15 protein-coding genes are annotated in these 19084 nt (G+C 66.7%); 10 read left to right on the top strand and 5 right to left on the bottom strand.

Features of this window, described 5'->3' with window-relative positions:
* Positions 1–253: 253 nt before the first annotated feature.
* Positions 254–1612, bottom strand: coding sequence for an aromatic ring-hydroxylating dioxygenase subunit alpha (locus QQL87_RS28715; protein ID WP_284422453.1), 1359 nt, complete (start codon positions 1610–1612; stop codon positions 254–256).
* A 211-nt stretch (positions 1613–1823) separates the two neighbouring features.
* Between QQL87_RS28715 and QQL87_RS28720 the strand changes: the two genes are divergently transcribed.
* Positions 1824–2624, top strand: coding sequence for an IclR family transcriptional regulator domain-containing protein (locus tag QQL87_RS28720; RefSeq protein WP_284422454.1), 801 nt, complete (start codon positions 1824–1826; stop codon positions 2622–2624).
* Positions 2625–3316: 692 nt separating this feature from the next.
* Here QQL87_RS28720 and QQL87_RS28725 read toward each other — a convergent pair.
* Positions 3317–3616: a hypothetical protein gene (locus tag QQL87_RS28725; RefSeq protein WP_284422455.1), complete on the bottom strand. Its 300-nt coding sequence runs from the start codon at positions 3614–3616 to the stop codon at positions 3317–3319.
* An 84-nt stretch (positions 3617–3700) separates the two neighbouring features.
* Between QQL87_RS28725 and QQL87_RS28730 the strand changes: the two genes are divergently transcribed.
* Both QQL87_RS28730 and QQL87_RS28735 read left to right on the top strand, forming a co-directional pair.
* Positions 3701–4402, top strand: a complete 702-nt coding sequence (locus QQL87_RS28730; RefSeq protein WP_284422456.1) for an alpha/beta fold hydrolase — start codon at positions 3701–3703, stop codon at positions 4400–4402.
* Position 4403: 1 nt separating this feature from the next.
* Positions 4404–4796, top strand: a complete 393-nt coding sequence (locus QQL87_RS28735; RefSeq protein ID WP_284422457.1) for a hypothetical protein — start codon at positions 4404–4406, stop codon at positions 4794–4796.
* 230 nt (positions 4797–5026) lie between these two features.
* On the opposite strand, the gene QQL87_RS28740 is transcribed toward QQL87_RS28735, so the two are convergent.
* Entirely contained in the window at positions 5027–5617 is a 591-nt protein-coding gene (locus QQL87_RS28740; RefSeq protein WP_284422458.1) for a TetR/AcrR family transcriptional regulator, read from the bottom strand.
* 197 nt (positions 5618–5814) lie between these two features.
* Between QQL87_RS28740 and QQL87_RS28745 the strand changes: the two genes are divergently transcribed.
* From QQL87_RS28745 to QQL87_RS28755, 3 genes are read left to right on the top strand one after another with little or no spacing between them, the layout of a single operon-like run.
* Complete coding sequence (locus tag QQL87_RS28745) at positions 5815–6309, top strand: (2Fe-2S)-binding protein (RefSeq protein WP_284422459.1); 495 nt, start codon at positions 5815–5817, stop codon at positions 6307–6309.
* Positions 6306–7364, top strand: coding sequence for an FAD binding domain-containing protein (locus QQL87_RS28750; protein WP_284422460.1), 1059 nt, complete (start codon positions 6306–6308; stop codon positions 7362–7364). The genes QQL87_RS28745 and QQL87_RS28750 overlap by 4 nt, the downstream gene beginning before the upstream one ends.
* The gene (locus QQL87_RS28755; RefSeq protein WP_284422461.1) at positions 7354–9621 is read left to right on the top strand and encodes a xanthine dehydrogenase family protein molybdopterin-binding subunit; all 2268 of its coding nucleotides are present in this window, start codon (positions 7354–7356) and stop codon (positions 9619–9621) included. Before QQL87_RS28750 ends, QQL87_RS28755 begins: the two co-directional genes overlap by 11 nt.
* A gap of 97 nt (positions 9622–9718) precedes the next feature.
* Here QQL87_RS28755 and QQL87_RS28760 read toward each other — a convergent pair whose 3' ends face one another.
* Positions 9719–11707 carry a methyl-accepting chemotaxis protein gene (locus tag QQL87_RS28760; RefSeq protein WP_284422463.1) on the bottom strand — a complete coding sequence of 663 codons (1989 nt, stop codon included), beginning with the start codon at positions 11705–11707 and terminating at the stop codon, positions 9719–9721.
* Between the two features lie 325 nt (positions 11708–12032).
* Positions 12033–13748, bottom strand: a complete 1716-nt coding sequence (locus QQL87_RS28765; protein WP_284422464.1) for a methyl-accepting chemotaxis protein — start codon at positions 13746–13748, stop codon at positions 12033–12035.
* 293 nt (positions 13749–14041) lie between these two features.
* Here QQL87_RS28765 and QQL87_RS28770 point away from each other — a divergent pair, with 293 nt between their 5' ends.
* The 4 genes from QQL87_RS28770 (at position 14042) to QQL87_RS28785 (ending at position 18900) form a co-directional block, all read left to right on the top strand.
* Positions 14042–14353, top strand: coding sequence for a hypothetical protein (locus tag QQL87_RS28770; protein WP_284422465.1), 312 nt, complete (start codon positions 14042–14044; stop codon positions 14351–14353).
* A gap of 219 nt (positions 14354–14572) precedes the next feature.
* A complete protein-coding gene (locus QQL87_RS28775; RefSeq protein ID WP_284422467.1) occupies positions 14573–15304 on the top strand; it encodes an outer membrane protein in 732 nt (243 codons plus the stop codon).
* Between the two features lie 239 nt (positions 15305–15543).
* The gene (locus QQL87_RS28780) at positions 15544–17682 is read left to right on the top strand and encodes a methyl-accepting chemotaxis protein (protein WP_284422469.1); all 2139 of its coding nucleotides are present in this window, start codon (positions 15544–15546) and stop codon (positions 17680–17682) included.
* Positions 17683–17841: 159 nt separating this feature from the next.
* Positions 17842–18900 (top strand): MBL fold metallo-hydrolase, encoded by a 1059-nt coding sequence (locus QQL87_RS28785; RefSeq protein WP_284422470.1) that lies wholly within the window; start codon positions 17842–17844, stop codon positions 18898–18900.
* Positions 18901–19084: the final 184 nt, after the last annotated feature.

Raw genomic sequence — 19084 nt, forward strand, 5'->3', positions numbered from 1 at the left:
TACTCGGTCCCTCTGACCTCCTGACCTCGCCCCGCTTGCGGGGAGTGGTCGGATTGCATCGAAGATGCAATCCGGGTGAGGGGGTACAGGTCTCTCCACGCACACTTCCCGCGCGGCTGCCCCTCACCCCAACCCTCCCAGCGCGAGCGAAGCTCGTCGCGCCCCCGTGAAGAACGGGGAGAGGGAGCGCACCGTGCTCGGGGCAGGAGACCGCCAACTACGCCGAAGGACATATACGCACTCACGCTTGCGGTTACTCCGCGGCGCTCAGATGCGGCGCGAGCCGGATGATATCGGCCGGGACGGGCGCGGCCCAGGAGGCGCCGCGGCGGCGGCGGACGTCGACTTCCATCCAGTAGGTTTCCCAGCCGCGGGTCGGGCCGATGCCGTCCATCGTCGCCGGGCCCTGCACGCTGCGGGCCTCGGCCGCATCGAGATGCAGCATCGGCGTCTCGCCACGCGCGACCGTCTCGATCTGCTCGCGCAGCAGGCGGCGATACTGGATGATCGCCTTGTCCGACTGTCCCAGATGCTCGCGGGTGCGGTCCTGGATCCGGCCCATCGACTCCACCGCCCATTGGTCGTGGACGTTGATGTCGTTGCCCATGCCGGTGTAGGTCGCGGTCGCCTGCTCGTGCGGATCGAAGCCGTAGTCGTTGCTCCTGTTCTTGCGCGAGCGATAGTCCGGCAGCTCATAGAGCTCGAGCCGCTGCGCCCGCATCTTCGCCTTGTCGACCGGCGCGCCGTAGGAGGTGAAGATCGCGTACCAGTAGCAGGTCTCGTCATCGACCGGCACGTGCCACTGCGTGATCGTCATCTCCGTGCTCATCGGAATCACGAAGGCGTGCGGGAACAGCTGATTGGTGACGCGGACATGGGTGCGCTCGGCATCGATCTCGCGCAGCGCAATGATGCGCAGGCCGTATTCGGTGCGCTCGACATTGATGATCGGGCGATCATATTCGCGCAGCACCTTGGTCATCGGCAGATCGCTGTCGGCGGAAGCGCCGCGGAACTGCTTGCCATAGGCGGTCGAGGTGTCCTCGTCCTCGAAGAAGCGGTGCAGGAACGAGGCGTGCGCCGGGTCGATGCCGACCTCGAGCGCCTGCAGCCAGTTGCAGTCGATCAGGCCCTTGAAAGCGAAGGTGTGGGTGTCAGGCGCGGTGAAGCAGTCGATATCCGGGAACGCCGGAGCCGTGCCCTCGCCGAGCCAGGCCCAGACGATGCCGCCTTTCTCGACCACCGGATAGGCGCGCTGCTTGACGTTCTTGCACAGCGGCGAGCCGGCCGGTTCCGCGGGCGTCTCCAGGCACTGGCCATCGGCATCGAACAGCCAGCCATGGAACGCGCAGCGCAGTCCGCCGTTCTCCAGGCGTCCAAAGGCGAGGTCGGCGCCGCGATGCGGACAATCCCGGTCGAGCAGTCCGTAGCGGCCCTGCGCATCCTTGAAGAGCACGAAGTCCTGCCCGAGCAGCTTGACCGCGCGAACTGGCCGTTCGACGGCCAGTTCGTCTACCAGCGCTGCCGGCTGCCAATACATCCTCATTAGTTTACCGGCGGGGGTACTGGGTCCGATGCGCGTGATCAGGTCGTTCTGCTCCTTGCTCATCATGATGGCTGTCTCTCCTGTTCCGTCGCAAGTCGGGCGTTGAGCGTCACGTGAACATCTAATAATGTTCGCTAGACGAACACATGTTCGCCAAGATTAGATTCGCTTTAAGTGGGGAGAAGCGCAAGTGAAAAAGCTACAACCGAAGCCCAGGGGCAAACGGACAGCAGCTTCACTGCGGCCGAAAACAACAACAGCGGATCGTGTCAGGCCGATGCCAAAACTAAAGCGGACTGATGAGGAGAAGAAGCAGGCGCGTGGAGACGGACCTGAGTTCGTCGAAGCGCTCGATCGTGGACTGCGGGTGATACAAGCCTTCAGCCGCGAGGGCCGGCCAATGACGTTGAGCAAAGCCGCCGAGCTGACAGGGCTTGCCCGGGCCACCGTGCGCCGGATCCTGCTGACGCTGAAGGCTTCGGGCTTCGTCCATGGTGACGATCGGCTGTTCTCGCTGACCCCGCGCGTGCTGCTGTTAGCATCCAGCTACCTCGCGTCGAACCAGATCAATACCGTGATGCAGCCGCTGATGGACGTGACGGCGACGGAGGCCCGGGAGGTCTGCTCGCTCGCCGTGCTCGACGGCGATCAGGTCGTCTTCATCGCGCGCGCCACGCCGACGCGGATGTTCTCCGCCGGCCTCGAAATCGGCTATCGGCTCCCCGCCTATTGCACGTCGGTCGGACGTGCCCTGCTGAGCAGGATGCCCGACGATCAGTTGCGCCAGACGATCGAGCAGATGTCGCTGACGCCGATGACGCCGCAGACGACCATCGACAAGGAGGCGATCATTGCCTCGATCATCGCCGTGCGCAGCGACGGATATTCGCTGGTCGACGGCGAGGCCGAGCAAGGCTTCCGCTCGGTGTCGGTGCCGATCCGCCGCTACGATGGCAGCATCGTCGCCGCGGCCAATATCGGCGGGCACGTCGACCGCATCGGGGTCGACGAAATGAAGGACCGCTTCCTGCCGCTGCTGAAGCAGCTCGCGGCCACGGTCCAGCCCCTGCTGGTCTGACCTTCCATCAATCGTCGAAGGCTGCCGCCGCCCGCGCGTGACCCGCGCGGGCGGCGCGCCGTTATGCGCCGACGAGGTCTCGTTCACGGCCCACGCGCGCCGCTCCGCCGGCGTCGCACGACGCCGCCTGGCGCCGATGACCTGCTCCGTCGTCTTGCGCCTGCCTCACGCTGACATCTGCGACCACGAGAACCAGGCAATCACGGCGAGCGCGCGGCGACGCGTCACGTGCGACAATAGCGCCGATACCTCCACTGTCAGCACAGTGCTACCAACTCACGGCCTTGCCCGAGAGCGGCCTGGGCAAGCTCTGATCCACGTGTAGTTTCGCTCGGCGATAACTAATCGCTGTAGTCGAATGACGCCCGACGCTGATGCCGCGCCCATTACGTGATCTTATCGTGACATCAAGTCCCGTTTGCCACGATTGACACGTGCTCCAGGTATCATCACGCTGCGCGCGATGGTGGAATGATCCGCAGCAGAAGTAATTAGATCCGCGCGGCAAGCCCGAATTGCGCACGACGCCACCAGATTGCCGCGAATGACACGGCGTTCTCGATCTCCTCGGCAGAGCGCCGGTCGGAGCGGCGTTGCGCCCGATCCGAGCACGGGGATCATCCCTGCCCGGCGCGCAGGGATTGCGCGCGATGAGCCCGGCAACTCGCGCGACAACACGGAGGGGCGTGGTTTCACCTCGCGAGATGGACCAGGGTATAGACGTACGACTTCGCGGCCTTGCGGCTCACCCAGTCGCCCTCCGGCGGCGCCGCGCCCTGATGCTGCGGCAGCACGTTCCAAGGCCGGCCCATGCACGATTGGGAGCCATCGTCCCAGGCGATCCAGCCCCAGTCCGGCTTCCACACGATCCAATGGTCGCCGTCGGCGCGCTTGAAGCCGATGCTGCCGTCGGGACGGTGCATGCGGGTGAAGCTATAGACGAGATCGTCGCTCTGACGACGCAGCTCGAACCGGACGACTTCGTTGGACATCGGCGGCATCTCGCGCGTAAATGGCATCCTGGGCAACCAACTACCCGGCTCGACAAGGGTAACGCCATTCCAGGGAGGAAGGCCATGACTGACACGCTGCCGCTCGTGCTGGTGCCCGGGCTGATCTCGTCGCCACGCATTTTTGCGCCCGTCGTTCCGGCGCTGTGGCGGCTCGGGCCGGTGATGATCGCCAACCACATCCGCGACGACAACATGCCGGCGATCGCGCGCCGCATCCTTGCCGAGGCGCCGCCGCGCTTCGCGCTCGCCGGCCATTCGATGGGCGGCTATATCGCCTTCGAGATCATGCGCCAGGCGCCGGAACGCGTGGCAAGGCTGGCGCTGATCAACACCCAGGCGCGGCCCGATACGCCCGAGGCGAGCGCGCGCCGCCGCACCATGATCACGCGCGCCAGGGATGGCGACTATCATGCGGTGGTCGACGAGCTGTTGTCGGGCTTCGTCCACCCCTCGCGCCAGGACGATCCGCGGCTGCGCCAGCTCGTGCACGACATGGCCAACGAGGTCGGCGTCGACGGCTTCGTCCGGCAGCTGACGGCCATCATGTCGCGTCCGGACTCCCGGCCGACGCTGACCGCGATCCGCTGCCCGACCCTGGTGCTGACCGGCGACACCGACAACACCATTCCGAACAGCCTGTCGAAGGAGATGGCCGACGAGATCGCCGGCAGCTGGCTGGTCGTGCTGGAGAATTGCGGCCACCTGCCGCAACCCGAGCAACCGGAGGAGACGGCCCAGGCGCTGGTGGAGTGGCTCAGGGGGTGAGATGGCCATCACAGCCTACTGCTGGCGTTGTCGGATTGAGCTGCCGATGCTCGAGGAGCACGAGTGGGCGGAAATCGAGCCGCTGCTCAGGAAACGGATCGACGACATCAAAGAATATCGGCGGGCGAATGAATGCACCCTCCAGCAAGCCATCCCCGCAGTCGACAGTAAAGCGGGCGCGCTGCAACGCTATCGGGAGCTGACCGGCTTCGACGAGACGAATGCTCTTGCGATCTGGCATCATCGACGAAGTGATTTCGGTCCGCCATGCACGTCGTGTGGGAAGCCGTTGAGAACACCGCGCGCGAAATTCTGCGCGGCGTGTGGAGAGCCGGCGTCATCGCAATCAGTCGATGCCCCGCCCGTCATTCCGGGGCATTCGCGCAGCGAATGAGCCCGGAATCCATACTCATAGGCCTTGGCGAGGGAGCGAGACGGCCGTGTGGAGGCAACGCGCATCTCGGCAACAATCGTGGATATGGATTCCGGGCTCGCGCTGCGCGCGCCCCGGAATGACGATGGAGGGAGCATCCGGTTCGACACGACATCGCCCGGACGAGAGTGCAGTCGAGCGTGATGGCGTAGGCAAGCCGATGTTCAGCTCACGCGTCGCGTGAGGTACGGTCACGCCCGCCCCTTCGCCACCCGCAGACCATCCACGAACACATCCAGCAGCCGCAGCACGCTCTGCTGCCAGCCGGTCTGGTCGTGCATGTAGCACATGCCGATCAGCGCGCGCAGGACGTCGTCGGCGCTGATGTCGTTGCGGATTTCGCCGGCATCCACGGCGCGGGTCAGCAGCGCGCCGATGGAGCGGGTGAGATGGCCGTGTGAATAGGCGGCGAGCTCGGAGTTGGCGTTCATGACGATCGCGAGCGCGGCCATCATGCCCTTCTTGGTGGCCACGAACTGCACCGTCGAGCGCAGCCAGCGCCTGAGGGCCTCGACCGGTGATGGCTCGCTCTTCAGCTCCTCCGCCAGCTCCGCGAGCTGCTCCACCTCGCGGCGATACACGGCCTCGAACAGGTCCTCGCGGGTGGGGAAATGGCGATACAGCGTGCCGATGCCGACGCCGGCCTGGCGCGCCACCGCCTCCAGGCTGGCCTCGGCGCCGCCGACGCTGAACACCGCCTTGGCCGCCTCCAGCACGCGCTCGCGGTTGCGCTGGGCATCGGCGCGCGGCTTGCGCAGGCGGTCTTGTGGTTTCGTCTCCATCTCACCAGCTCTTGATGACCGACCGTTCACGTCCCCTTGCTAAACGGAGGATACCTCCGTATAACTGGACCTGCCACCCGGGACAGCCAACCTTCCTCAGCTGTCGTCCCGCGGTCGCTGGATCTGGACGGAGCACAGCTTGTCAAGGCCGTGCCCGCTGCGATCCGATTAGGCCATCGCACCGATCGGAACAACGCATGAATTGGACTGTCAGCCTCACCGTCAACGGTGAGCCGCGAACGCTTGCGCTCGACGACCCCAGGGTCACCCTGCTCGACCTGCTGCGCGAGCGGCTTCATCTCACCGGCACCAAGAAGGGCTGCGACCGCGGCCAGTGCGGCGCCTGCACCGTCCTCGTCGACGGCCGCCGCATCAATTCCTGCCTGACGCTCGCCGTCAGCCTCGACGGCGCTGAAATCACCACCATCGAAGGTCTCGCCACCGGCGATCAGTTGCACCCCGTGCAGGAGGCCTTCATCGCCCAGGACGCCCTGCAATGCGGCTTCTGCACGCCCGGCCAGATCATGAGCGCGGTCGGCCTCATCAACGAGGGCCAGGCGGGCTCCGATCCCGAGCGCGTGCGCGAAGGCATGAGCGGCAATCTGTGCCGCTGCAGCGCCTATGTCGGCATCGTCGAGGCGGTGCTCGACGCGCAGGCGACGCTCTCTGATACGACGGAGCGCGCGGCATGAACAGGTTCGACTATGTGAAGCCGTCCACGGTTGCGGAGGCGATCGCCGCGGCCAGTGCGCCCGGCGCAACCTATCTCGCCGCCGGCACCAACCTGCTCGATCTCATGAAGGGCAATGTCGTCCGGCCGGCGCGGCTGGTCGACATCACCCAGCTCACGGAGCTCACGCGGATCGAGACATCAGGCAATGGCGACGTCAGGATCGGCGCGCTGGTGCGCAATGCCGATCTCGCGCATGAGTCAGGCTTCGCGCGCGACTTTCCGGCGGTGGCGGAAGCGCTGCTGTCCGGCGCGTCGGCGCAGCTGCGCAATGCGGCGACCGCCGGCGGCAACCTGCTGCAGCGGACACGCTGCGCCTATTTCTACGATGCGGCCTCCGCCTGCAACAAGCGCACCCCCGGCGCGGGCTGCGACGCGCGCGGTGGCGACAGCCATCAGCATGCCGTGCTCGGCTGGAGCGAGGCCTGCATCGCCACCAACCCGTCCGACTTCTGCGTGCCGCTCGCGGCGTTCGATGCCGTCGTCGAGATCGAAGGCGTCTCAGGCCGGCGCGAGGTCGCGCTGGAGGCGCTGCATCTCTTGCCCGGCACGACGCCGGAGCGCGAGACTGTGCTTGCGCCGGGGGAGATGATCGTCGCAATCCGCCTTCCCGCGGCGGCGCGCGCCTTCGCCCGGCATGCGCGCTATCTGAAAGTGCGCGAGCGCAACTCCTATGCGTTCGCCGTCGTCTCCGCCGCGGCCGGGCTCGTGATCGAGAACGGGACGATCAAGCAGGCGCGTGTCGCGCTCGGCGGTGTCGCCGCCAGGCCGTGGCGCGCGCGTGACGCCGAGGCGCTGCTCGCGGGCCGGCCGGCCGAGCCCGATGTGCTGCAGCAGGCTGCCGAGGCTGCGCTGCGCGAGGCAAAGCCCTCCGGCGACAACGCCCACAAGATCCCGCTCGCGCGCAGCCTGATCGTGCGCGCGCTGCAAGCCGCAGCGCAAGGCACGCCATCGCGCATGCCGGCGCTGCCGGCCTCCCCCTTCTCCTCCATCCCAGGAGTGCTTCATGACGCCTGAACCCAATCTCTCGCGCGATCCTGCGCATCTGAGGCACGGCTCCAACATCGGCCAGTCGCTGACGCGGGTCGACGGCCGCGCCAAGGTGACCGGCGCGGCGCGCTACGCCGCCGACAACAATCCGCCCGGCCTGCTCTATGCCGTGCTGGCCGTCAGCAGCATCGCGCGCGGACGCGTGGTCGCGCTCGACGTCGACGCCGCCAAGGCCCACCCCGGCGTGGTCGAGGTCATGACCTCCGCCAACCGCCCTGCCCTGGCAGCCGATCCCGACGGCAAGCCGAACCCTTTTGCCTTCAGATTCGAGGCGCTGCAGAACGATCGCGTGCGCTACGCCAACCAGCCGATCGCGGTCGTTATCGCCGAGAGCCTGGAGGCTGCGACGGAAGGCGCCGCGCTGCTCGCCCCGCGCTACGAGGCCGAAGCGGCTCACATCGGTCTCGATTCCGATGAGGCCTATGTGCCGCCTGTCGTCGGCATGGGCTACCCCGCGGAGAGCTACCATGGCGACGTCGAGGCCGCGCTCGCCGGCAGCGACAGGCAGATCACCGCCACCTACGAGACACCCGCGCACTATCACAATGCGATGGAGCCGCATGCGATCGTGGCCGAATGGCAGGACGAGACGCTGGTCATCGACACGCCGACGCAGGGCCTCGTGATGATGCGCGGACGTCTTGCCGAGCTGTTCGGCATTCCGCCGGAGAGCATCCTGATCCGCAGCCCCTATCTCGGCGGCGGCTTCGGCGGCAAGGGCTTCATCGCCGGGCCGCAGATCCTCGGCATTCTCGCCGCGAAGATGCTGGGGCGCCCGGTAAAGCTGGTCGTGCGCCGCGAGCAGCTTTATGGCCCGTTCGGGCACCGCTCGCCGACCCGGCAGACGCTACAGCTCGGCGCCAGCGCGACGGGACAGCTGTCGGCGATCCATCACCATGCCCGGGTCGCGACCTCGCGCTTCGAGGACTTCTACGAAGCGGCGGCGCATGTGACGCATACGCTCTACGCCGCGCCTGCCCTCGCGACCACCTATGACGCCGTGCGCATGGACACCGGCACGCCATTGTTCGTGCGCGCCCCCGGCCTCGCGCCGGGATCGATCGCGCTGGAGAGCGCGGTCGACGAGATGGCCGAGGCCTGCGGCCTCGATCCGCTCGCCTTCCGGGTCAAGAACTACGCCGAGGTCGAGCCGGCCACCGGCAAGCCGTTCTCCTCCAAGGCGCTGCGCGAGTGCTACACGCGAGGTGCCGAGCGGTTCGGCTGGTGGGAGCGGCCGCTGAAAGCCCGCACGATGCGCGACAAGGATGGCTTCCTGGTCGGCTGGGGGATGGGCACGGCGACGTTCCATGCGCTGATGTTCGCCGGACAGGCGCGCGCCGTGATCCGGCGCGACGGCAGCGGCGTGGTCGAGAGCGGTGCGCACGACATGGGCCAGGGCGCCTGGACCGCCTTCGCGCAGATCGCAGCCGATTCGCTTGCGCTCGATCTCGATCAGGTGACGTTCAAGGCCGGCACCTCCGATCTGCCGGATGCCGGCATCGCCGGCGGCTCGGCGCACACCGCCACCGTCGGCACCGCGATTCACAATGCCGGCGCCGCGGTCATCGCGAAGCTCGCCGAGCTGGCAACGGCGGACCAGCGCTCGCCGCTCTACGGCGCCGGCAATGCCGGCGTCATCGCACGCAACGGCCGGCTGCTGCGGCGCGACGACGACGGCCGCGGCGAGAGCTACGCCGACATTCTCGCGCGCGCCGGCCTCGACGAGATCGAAGGCTCCGGCGCGGGCATGCCCGACCCGGCCGCCAACGCGCAGTACGCGATGAGCTCGCACGGCGCCGTCTTCGCGGAGGTGAAGGTCGATCCCGATCTCGGCCAGGTCAGGGTGACCCGGATGATCGGCGCGTTCGCTGCGGGGCGCATCATCAACCCGAAGCTGGTGAACAGCCAGCTCATCGGCGGCATGATCTGGGGCATCTCGCTGGCGCTGCACGAGGAAGCCATCACCGACCGGCGCAGCGGGCGGATCATGAACGCCAATCTCGGCGAGTACCATGTGCCCGTGAGTGCCGATATTCCGGCGATCGAGGCCTTCACGGTCCCGGAGCACGATCCGTTCGTCAACCCGCTCGGCATCAAGGGCGTCGGCGAGATCGGCATCACCGGCTCGGCGGGTGCCGTGGCCAATGCGGTCGCGCATGCCACCGGCATTCGCGTCCGGCGCTTCCCGGTCCGGATCGGCGATCTCTTGCCCGCCCGCCGATGACAACGGCGCGTGGAGACAAGCGCTCCCAAAATGCAGCGCCTCCGTTTCCTGGTGGGAACGGAGGCGTTGCCGTCTGAACGGTGCTGGTGCGGCAGCGCTAGGCCGCCTGCCGCGAAAAGGATGATCTGAACCAGGACACGAACGACTCGCGCTTGGCGCCGAGCTCGAACTCGACGCGCAACGCGTCCTTGTCCCGCGCGCGGACCTGATAGGGGACGTCGCCGTTGAAGCCGGCGAATTGCAGGCTCCCGCGATCGCCGATCCCGGGCTCCGGGTCGAAGCGGAACCAGGCGCCGCCCTCGGAAATGTCGACCAGTTCGGCCTTCACCGGCCCCTTGCGGTCGTCGGTCACCTTGATCGGCAGGCTCGCTTTGATCCGCGGCGACTGCCGGCGGTCGGCCTCGTTGGTCGTCGTCCTGACGACCTTGACCAGCGTGGCCCGCAGCGCGCTCAGGCTCGAGGCCACCTCGCCGATCGCGCCGCGAACCTCGGCGGCGCGATCGTTGACCATGCCGGCATCCTTGCCGACATTGCCGATCTTGGACGAGACGTCGCGCGCCGCGCTGGCGGAGGAGTGGACCGAACGGCTGATCTCCTGGGTCGCCGCATGCTGCTCCTCCATCGCCGCGGCGATCGAGCCGGCCACCTCGTCGATCTCGGAGATCTGGCTGCCGATGCCTTCGACCACGTCGATGGTGGCCTGCGTGGTCGCCTGCACCTCGCCGATCAGGCGTGAGATCTCCTCGGTCGACTTGGCGGTCTGGTCAGACAGCGACTTGACCTCCGCCGCGACCACGGCGAAGCCGCGGCCGGCGTCGCCGGCGCGCGCCGCCTCGATGGTGGCGTTGAGCGCCAGCAGGTTGGTCTGCTCGGCAATGCCGCCGATCAGGTTCGAGACCTCGGCGATCTTGTCGACGGCCTTGGTCAGCGACAGCATCGTGGTCTTGGCCTTCTCGCGCCCGGTCACGGCCGACTTGGTGATGGTGCTGGCGCGCGCGACCTGGCTGGAGATCTCGCGGATCGCCGAGCTCAGCTGTTCGGCCGCCGCCGAGACGGTCTGGGCGTTGGCGAGCGACTGCTCGGAGGCCGCCGCCACCGACTGCGCATCTGCCGACAATTCGTGAGCGAGATCGGAAAGTCCGCTGGCGACCGCCTCGACCTGGCGCGAGGCACCGGCCGCCGCGTCCACCGATGTCCCGGTCTCGCGCTCGATCACATCGGCCATCTCGAGCATGGCCCGCTTCTTCGTCTGTTCGGCCTCCGTCCGATCACGCTCCTGCTTGTCGCGGAGATTGTTGTTCTCCAACGCGTTGGTCTTGAAGATCGCGAGCGCCCGGGCCATCGCGCCGATCTCGTCGCCGCGTTCGGCATAAGGGATATCGGTCGCCAGATCGCCCTGGGCGATCCGCCGCATCAGGTTTGTCATGCGCGTCAGCGGACGGACGACGCCGACGACGAGTCCCGACATCCCCGCGACGACCAGCGCCAGGACGACGCCGGCAACGGTCCAGACCACGACCGAGATGCTGCGATCCTGGGCCGACGCCGCCGCCTCCATGTCCGAATTCAGCTTGTTCGCCTTGTCGACGAGCTGATCGATGACGGCGCGGTGGGCGCCATAGGCTTCGCTGACGCGGGCATAGGCGGCCTCGGCCTTGGCCGTGTCGCCAGCGCGCAGCGCCGGGATCAGCTCACCCTCAGCGGCCTGCCAGAACTTCCTGACCTCGGCGTCGGAACGCTCCACCAGCAACGTCTTCAGGTCGGACTCCAGGGCCGATCCGCTCCAGAACGCCTTGCGCTCCTCATAGTCCTTCTTCAACTGCGCCAACTTCTGGACGTGGGTGTCCACGTTCTTGGGATTGCGCATTGCCAGCGTCGCCTCGAGATAGGCTTCGAGCACATATTCAGGCGGCGGCAGGATGTCGGCGACGAGATCGTTGCCGAGCTTGATCTTGCTGTAGAGCGGACCGCCGACCTTCAACTCGCGCAGCGCATAGGCGCTGGTCAGGACCACCGCGCCGAAGCCGAGCGCGAGCACGATGCCGAACGCGGCAATGATCGCGGAGATGGAAAGGCGCATCTTCATGACGGGAGACACAATCTGGTTGGAGAGCCCGCGATCGCGGAGAGGCCTGCTGGCCGGACCACGTCGTCGTTGACGAGATCACAAACGCTGCCCGGAGCGCACGGCTTCGAACGGAAATACCGTCAACTTGAGCAAGCTCTGTTCAAGGAATGTAAATTTTGGCGGCCGTAGAAATGCGGTCCCGCCTATGATGGTCGGGAACTCCGCTGCTGACGATCTAAGCTCTGCACGTCCATGTCGTGCCGCCATCGCCGGGACCGACGGGCCATCACCGGCTTTGCGATGGCTCGTTCGTCAAGGCCCCCTTGGCAACGCCGAGGCGGCTTCACCCCGCACGGGCGGACGGCGCACCATTGGTGTCGGCCGTCGCGCTGCGGACGACATTGGTCAGCACCGACTGCAGCGATGACATCGTCGAGGAGACCTGCGCCATGGCGGTGCGGACCTGGACGGCGCGATCATTCACGGCCTCAGCGCCTCGCCCGACATTCGCGATCTTGGTCGAAACATCCTTCGCCGCCGCGGCGGAGGCCGCCACGGAGCGGCTGATCTCACCGGTGGCGGCGCGCTGCTGCTGCATGGCCGCCGCGACCGAGGCCGCGACCACGTCGATCTCCTGGATCTGGTCGCCGATGCCCTCCATGGCGTCGACCGTGGCGTTGGTGGCGCTCTGTACTTCCGAAATCAGGCGCGAGATCTCCTCGGTGGATTTGGCGGTCTGGTCGGACAGGGATTTCACCTCCGCGGCCACGACCGCGAAGCCGCGTCCTGCATCCCCCGCACGGGCCGCCTCGATCGTCGCATTGAGGGCGAGCAGGTTGGTCTGCTGCGCGATGCCGCCGATCAGGTTGGAGACCTCGGCGATCTTGTCGACCGCCTTCGACAGCGACTGGATGGTGCTGGTGGCCTTCTCGCGGCCGGTGACGGCCGTCTTGGTGATGGCCGTGGCCCGCGCCACCTCGCTTGCAATGCCGGAGATCGCCGAGCTGAGCTGCTCGGCCGACGTCGCCACCACATGAGCGCTCGACAGCGACAGCTCGGAGGCGGAGGCCACCGCCGTCGCATCGGCGGAGAGGTCACGCGCCAGGCTGGACAACCCTCCGGCGGCCGCCTCGACGTCTCGCGACGCACCCGCCGCAGCGCCGACCGAGGTGCTGGTCTCGCGTTCGATCACCTCCGCCATCGCCAGCAGCGCGCGCTGCTTCTCCTTCTCGGCCTCGCCGCGATCGATGTCCTGCTTCTGCAGCCGCGCGTTGTCCATCGCATTGGTCTTGAACACCGCGAGCGCCCGCGCCATCGCGCCGATCTCATCGCCTCGCTCGGCGAAGGGAATGCTGCCCGACAGATCACCGCCGGACAGCTGCCGCATCAGCCGCGTCATGTGCGCCAGCGGCCGGACGACGCCATGCACCAGGCCGAGCAAGCCCGCGGCGACGACCAGAAGGACGAGACCGGACAACAGCCCGCCAAACCAGGTGATGGTGCTGTCGCGCCCCGCTGCCGTCGCCTCCATCTCCGCAATCATCCGGTTGGCGCGCTCGACGATGCCGTCGATGATCGTCCGATGCGCGGAATAGGCCGCCGTGAGCCGCTGATAGGCGGGCTTGGCGGCCGGCATGTCGCCGCGCCGCAGCGCCGGCATCAGCTCGAGCTCGAGCACCTGCCAGAACTTGCGGACCTCCGCGTCAGACCGTTCGACCAGCTCCGCCTTGAGCCGGGGCTCCAGCGCCGAACCGGTCCAGAACGCCCTGCGCTCCTCATAATCCTTCTTGAGCTGGGCGAGCCGCGTGGCGCGGACGCCGAGACTGTCCGGATCGAGCAGCGCAAGGGTCGCTTCCAGATAGGACTCGATCACATATTCGGGCGGCGGCAGGATATCGGCGACGAGATCGTTGCCGAGCTTGATGTCTTGGTAAAGCGGGCCGCCGACCTTCAGCTCCCGGACGGCAAAGATGCCGGTGGCGACCACAGCGCCTAATCCGACGGCCACGACCAGGCCGAAGGCCAGGATCATCGCGGAGATGGAGAGCCGCATTCTCATGGAGTGTGCGTTCCTTCGTACGAGACAGAAGTGGTGCTGTCTCGCCTTCAGCGCCGGCAAAGACACGCAAAAGGCGACATCCCGCCGCGCACAGCTTTTTGTTGCAGCGCAACGAGATGGATCAAAACTTACGGAAGCCATTCTAATTTATAGTAAATAAATGGTTCCATACAAATTCGCGACGTTTCGGAATTTACATCTCTCGATTGCGACCCCTGACCTGCCTCAAGCCGTGGCAGGATGCATCTGCGACAATGACATGCAGTCCGCAGCGGGAGCGCAAAGGAGATCGCATGTCGAAACCTGTCCCGGACAAGGCCGAAATCGCGCTGGAATATCCCGACAAGTTCTATGTCGGCACGTTCGAACGATCATCGCGCTTCGAAGCCCATCTCGACCCATCGGGACTGGCGCTCATCCTCGAGCGCCCGGGAGCGGAGGACGTCCGCAAGTCGATTCACCTGCATCTCAACTACGGACTGCTTGCCGCGATCCTCACCGAGATCGCCGCGGGCGTCGCGGCGATTCCCGGGGATGACGACCTTCATCGCCGCCAACTCCGCGATGCGGCCGCGGCGCTGCATGACTCTCTTAAGCCGCGTTAACGAGTTGTGCCGCGGCGGCACAGCGGACCGCGCCTCGCGCTCATGCTTCGGCTCTCGTTTACGCGCCGCTAACTACGAGACGATGTTTGGCTGCGAACTGGGAGGGTTGGAGAGCACTGTGCTGCGCGAGTGACAGCATTTTACTCAAAAGCGATCTATCTCCAATCCATCGACGGCGCGCGCTGCGCGAGCCTTGTTAGTCCGAGTTGGAGACCCGCCATGAAGAAGTTCCTGTTCGCAACCGTTGCCTTCGCCGCGCTCGCTTCGGCGCCGACCGCCTTCGCTGCCGATCTCGGCGCCCGCACCTATCCCTACGCCACCAAGGCCCCGGCCTATGTCGCGCCGATCTACAACTGGACCGGCTTCTATCTCGGCGCCCATCTCGGCGGTGCGTTCTCCAGCAACAACAACTTCTCCGGCCTCGGCACCGGCAACAACTCCAACGGCCGCTTCCTCGGCGGCGTCCAGGTCGGCGCCGACTGGCAGTTCGCCCCGACCTGGGTGATCGGTGCGGAAGGCCAGTACAGCTGGCTCAGCGGCAATGTCGGCGCGGCCTTCCCGGGCGGCTACGTCTACACCAACAACCAGCGCGGCCTCGGCTCGATCACCGGCCGCTTCGGCTATACCTGGGGTCCTGGCCTGCTCTACGTGAAGGGCGGCTACGCCTATTCGGACAACAACGAGAAGGTGACCCTGGCCGGTGTTCCGGTCGGCTTCGCCACGTCGGGCGATCATCGCAACGGCTGGACCGTCGGCGGCGGCCTCGAATACATGTTCGCACCGAGCTGGTCGGCCAAGGCCGAGTACCAGTACTACAATTTCGGCAGCGCCACCTTTGCGGGCCCGGCAGCGCTGGTTCCGACCGGCAGCTTCACGACCGACGATCACACCTTCAAGGCCGGCGTGAACTACCGTTTCAACTGGGGCGCTCCGGTCGCGGCCCGCTACTGAACAACAGGCGTCAAATAACAAGCACAGGAAAGGCCGGCAGCAATGCCGGCCTTTTTGTCATGGAGGAATCGGCGCGCATGGAGCATCGTTGCCATCCCGTTAAATGCCGCATTGTGAAATGCGAAAATGCGAGAAAATTCAGCGCCGCCGAACAAATTTCCCGGATTTGTTAACCGCCCAACGCGATACTTCCGGCAAGCAAGCAACTCATAAGTAGTGCGTATCGGAGGACACGGGAGATGGCGATTCGGATCAGCTTGAGCAGGATGCTCGGAGTGCTGCGCCCGAGATGGGGCGTCCGGGGCAGCCTGTTCGCGGCGTTCACCGTGATCGCCGGCATGGCCATCGCGATCAGCATCGGCGCGGGACTGATGCTGCGCCAGATCGGCGGCACCATGGTCGAGCTCTCCGGCCGCGACATTCCGCGCCTCACCGCAAGCCTGCAACTGCTGGCGCAGAGCTCCAGCCTCGCCAGCCTCGGTCCGGCACTGCTCGGCTCGCAGAGCGAGGACGCTCTCAACGAGCGCCTGAAGAAGATGCAGGAGATCCAGAAGGCCACGCAGCAGCGTCTCGCCGAGATCAGCGCGCTCGGCGCCGAGAAGAGCGTGATGACGCCGCTGGCCGAGACGATCAAGAACATCAACGAGGCCAATCAGAGCCTGGTCTCCGCCGCGCGCGAGCGCCTGGCCGTCGCGGCCACGCACAACCAGCAATACGACGCCCTGCGCAAGGCGCAGGAGGACTTCACCAAGGCGGCGAACGAGCCGATGCTGGATGCCCAGACCCAGCTCAACGCCGTGCTCGGCGCAGCCGAAGTATCGGCGGACGACGCCACCGCCGCAGCGCGCTTCGTCGAGCAGCTCGGCAATGTGACGGCCTCCGGCAATCTGATCGTGGCGCAGATGGCTGCCGCCCTGTCGGCGAACGACGCCGACACGCTGGAGACGATCGAGCGGCAGTTCAAGGAGGCGCTGGCGCAGCTGAAGTCCAATCTGGAGCTGCTGCCGAGCGGCCGCGGCACCAAGGCGATCCACGACGCCGCGCTGAAGCTCGCCGCGCTCGGCGAAGGCAAGGGCCGCGTGTTCAAGACGCGCGAGAAGGAGCTCGACGCCAACGACTACGGCCAGACCGTGCTGGAAGAGACCCGCAAGCTCAATGTCGGACTCGACATCAGCGTCCAGCAGCTCGTCGAAGGCGTGCGCAAATCGACCGAAGGCGCGACCAGCGCGGCCGGCCAGAAGATCGAGCTGGCCACATACGGCATGATCGGCGCAGGCGCCGCCACCCTGCTCGGCTCGTTCCTGTTCGTCTGGCTCTATGTCGGCGGCAACATCCTGCGCCGCATCAAGCGGCTGCAGCAGGCGATGCAGCTGCTGTCGAGCGGCGATCTGGAGACGGAGATTGCGGCCTCGAAGCAGCGCGACGAGATCGGTGCGATGGTCGACACCTTGCAGGTGTTCCGCGACAACATGGTGCAGGCCCGCACCCTGGCCGCCGAGCAGGACCGCGAGAATGCCGCCAAGGCCGAGCGGGCCACCCGCATGGAGGCCCGGATCGCCGAGTTCGAGGCGACGGTGCGCAGCGCGCTCGGCAATCTGCAAAGCTCCGCCACGGCGATGCAGACGACGGCGCAAAGCATGTCGCAGACCGCCGACCAGTCGAATTCGCTGGTCAACGCGGTCGCCGCCGCCGCCGAGGAGACCTCGGTCAACGTGCAGACCGTGTCGGCCGGCACCGAGCAGCTATCGTCCTCGATCGCCGAGATCGGCCGTCAGGTCGTGACCTCCGCGCAGATCGCAAAGAAGGCGGTCGAGGAAGCAGGTGCCACCGACGCCACCATGCAGGGCCTGGCCGACAATGCGAGCCGCGTCAGCGTGGTCGTCGACCTGATCCAGGCGATCGCCTCGCAGACCAACCTGCTCGCGCTCAATGCCACCATCGAGGCGGCGCGCGCCGGCGAAGCCGGCCGCGGCTTCGCGGTGGTCGCCCAGGAGGTCAAGAGCCTCGCCAGCCAGACCGCCAAGGCGACCGACGAGATCCGCACCCAGATCGCCGGGATGCAGCAGGTGGCTTCCAATGCCGTATCGGCGATCCGCAACATCGGCGGGACCATCGCCGAGATCGACAACGTCACGACGGCGATCGCAGCCGCCGTGGAAGAGCAGGGCACCGCGACACACGAGATCGCCCGCAACATTCAGCAAGCGGCGTCAGGCACCACCGAGGTCTCCAACAACATCACCGGCGTTTCCAGCGCCTCGGCCCAGGCCGGCACCTCCGCCAACGAGGTGCTGACCGCCTCCGAGGCGCTGCGCCGCGAGGCCGACACCCTGCGCGCCGAGGTCGATGCGTTCCTGACCAATATCCAGGCGGCGTAGTCGCCATCCGGGCCTCGCCCTTCGAGACGCCCCGCCTGCAGCGGGCTCCTCAGGGGGGAGGAGGAAGGTCGTAGCCTGGGCCTGCCGCGTCCCGGAATGCCGTCCAGCCATGTCTTTTTCGGCTGGCGCTCGCCCGCGGCGGCCGTTAATCGATGAGGCATGACCAAGACAGACACTGTTCACTCCTCGGCCGAAGCCCTGCGATACCCCTGGGAAGAGCACCCCGGCGAGGACCAGGTCGTCGAAGTCGCGCCCGGCGTATTGTGGCTGCGGCTCAAGCTGCCGTTCCGGCTCAACCATGTGAACATCTATCTGCTGGCCGACGGCGACGGCTGGGTCGCGGTCGATTCCGGCTTCGGCAACGAGGAGTCGATCGCCGCCTGGACGCGGCTGCTCGACGGCCCGCTCAAGCACGTCAGGATCAGCCGGCTGATCGTCACCCATTCCCATCCCGACCATGTCGGGCTGGCGGGGTGGATCGTCGAGCGCTTCAACTGCCCGCTGGTGATGTCGCAGGTCGAATATCTGCAGTCGGTCTATCACCAGAGCCGCGGCACCGAGGAGCGGCGCAACGCGCAGCGGCTGTTCTTCCGCCGCCACGGCATGGACGAGACCCTGACCGACAAGCTGCTCGGGCGCGGCCAGGACTATCTGCAGCGCGTCTCGGTGCTGCCGGCGTCCTACCGCCGCATCTCCCATGGCGACGAGATCGAGATCGGCAGCCGGCGCTTCAAGGTCATCACCGGCGGCGGCCACGCGCTCGACCAGGTCATGCTGTATTGCGCGGCCGACAAGCTGTTCCTGTCCGCCGACCAGGTGCTGAGCAAGATCTCGCCGAATGTCAGCGTCTGGGCGGTCGAGCCGGACCAGAACTCGCTCGGCGAATATCTGGCGTCGCTGGCGAGCCTGACCACCACCCTGCCCTATGACCTGCTGGTGCTGCCGGGCCATGGCGTGCCGTTCTACGGCCTGAAGACCCGTATCAAGCAGCTCGCCGATCATCACGAGGAGCGCTGCCGCATGATCGCGGAGGCCTGCCGCGACGAGACCAGGACCTCGGCGCAGCTCGTCCCCGTGGTGTTCCACAAGCACGTGCTCGACCCGCACCAGATGGGCTTTGCCGCCGGCGAGCTGATCGCCCATGTCAACTACATGCTGGTCGAGGGCCGCCTGACGAGCCAGGCCATCGACGGCGTGCTGCATTATCGCACCACCTGAGGCTGCCGCGGGTCCGCCGCAATACGAGCGCGGATCGGCCCAGATCGGGCGATCCTCGCGCGATCCTTGGACAAAACGCCCAATTCCTGCCGTGGGATTCCGGCTCGACAGCCGCTCTGGAAACGCTCTAAGAAGGCCTTAAGCCCCCGTTGCTTAGAGGGTCGGTTCCAGGCGCTGCGCTGCA

Source organism: Bradyrhizobium sp. SSBR45G (assembly GCF_030159255.1).
Taxonomy (GTDB): domain Bacteria; phylum Pseudomonadota; class Alphaproteobacteria; order Rhizobiales; family Xanthobacteraceae; genus Bradyrhizobium.

What these genes read in the sequence shown, in the direction of transcription:
- QQL87_RS28715 (WP_284422453.1), bottom strand. Translation starts at nt 1,612, where the DNA reads ATGATGAGCAAGGAGCAGAACGACCTGATCACGCGCATCGGACCCAGT.
- QQL87_RS28720 (WP_284422454.1), top strand. Translation starts at nt 1,824, where the DNA reads ATGCCAAAACTAAAGCGGACTGATGAGGAGAAGAAGCAGGCGCGTGGA.
- QQL87_RS28725 (WP_284422455.1), bottom strand. Translation starts at nt 3,616, where the DNA reads ATGTCCAACGAAGTCGTCCGGTTCGAGCTGCGTCGTCAGAGCGACGAT.
- QQL87_RS28730 (WP_284422456.1), top strand. Translation starts at nt 3,701, where the DNA reads ATGACTGACACGCTGCCGCTCGTGCTGGTGCCCGGGCTGATCTCGTCG.
- QQL87_RS28735 (WP_284422457.1), top strand. Translation starts at nt 4,404, where the DNA reads ATGGCCATCACAGCCTACTGCTGGCGTTGTCGGATTGAGCTGCCGATG.
- QQL87_RS28740 (WP_284422458.1), bottom strand. Translation starts at nt 5,617, where the DNA reads ATGGAGACGAAACCACAAGACCGCCTGCGCAAGCCGCGCGCCGATGCC.
- QQL87_RS28745 (WP_284422459.1), top strand. Translation starts at nt 5,815, where the DNA reads ATGAATTGGACTGTCAGCCTCACCGTCAACGGTGAGCCGCGAACGCTT.
- QQL87_RS28750 (WP_284422460.1), top strand. Translation starts at nt 6,306, where the DNA reads ATGAACAGGTTCGACTATGTGAAGCCGTCCACGGTTGCGGAGGCGATC.
- QQL87_RS28755 (WP_284422461.1), top strand. Translation starts at nt 7,354, where the DNA reads ATGACGCCTGAACCCAATCTCTCGCGCGATCCTGCGCATCTGAGGCAC.
- QQL87_RS28760 (WP_284422463.1), bottom strand. Translation starts at nt 11,707, where the DNA reads ATGAAGATGCGCCTTTCCATCTCCGCGATCATTGCCGCGTTCGGCATC.
- QQL87_RS28765 (WP_284422464.1), bottom strand. Translation starts at nt 13,748, where the DNA reads ATGAGAATGCGGCTCTCCATCTCCGCGATGATCCTGGCCTTCGGCCTG.
- QQL87_RS28770 (WP_284422465.1), top strand. Translation starts at nt 14,042, where the DNA reads ATGTCGAAACCTGTCCCGGACAAGGCCGAAATCGCGCTGGAATATCCC.
- QQL87_RS28775 (WP_284422467.1), top strand. Translation starts at nt 14,573, where the DNA reads ATGAAGAAGTTCCTGTTCGCAACCGTTGCCTTCGCCGCGCTCGCTTCG.
- QQL87_RS28780 (WP_284422469.1), top strand. Translation starts at nt 15,544, where the DNA reads ATGGCGATTCGGATCAGCTTGAGCAGGATGCTCGGAGTGCTGCGCCCG.
- QQL87_RS28785 (WP_284422470.1), top strand. Translation starts at nt 17,842, where the DNA reads ATGACCAAGACAGACACTGTTCACTCCTCGGCCGAAGCCCTGCGATAC.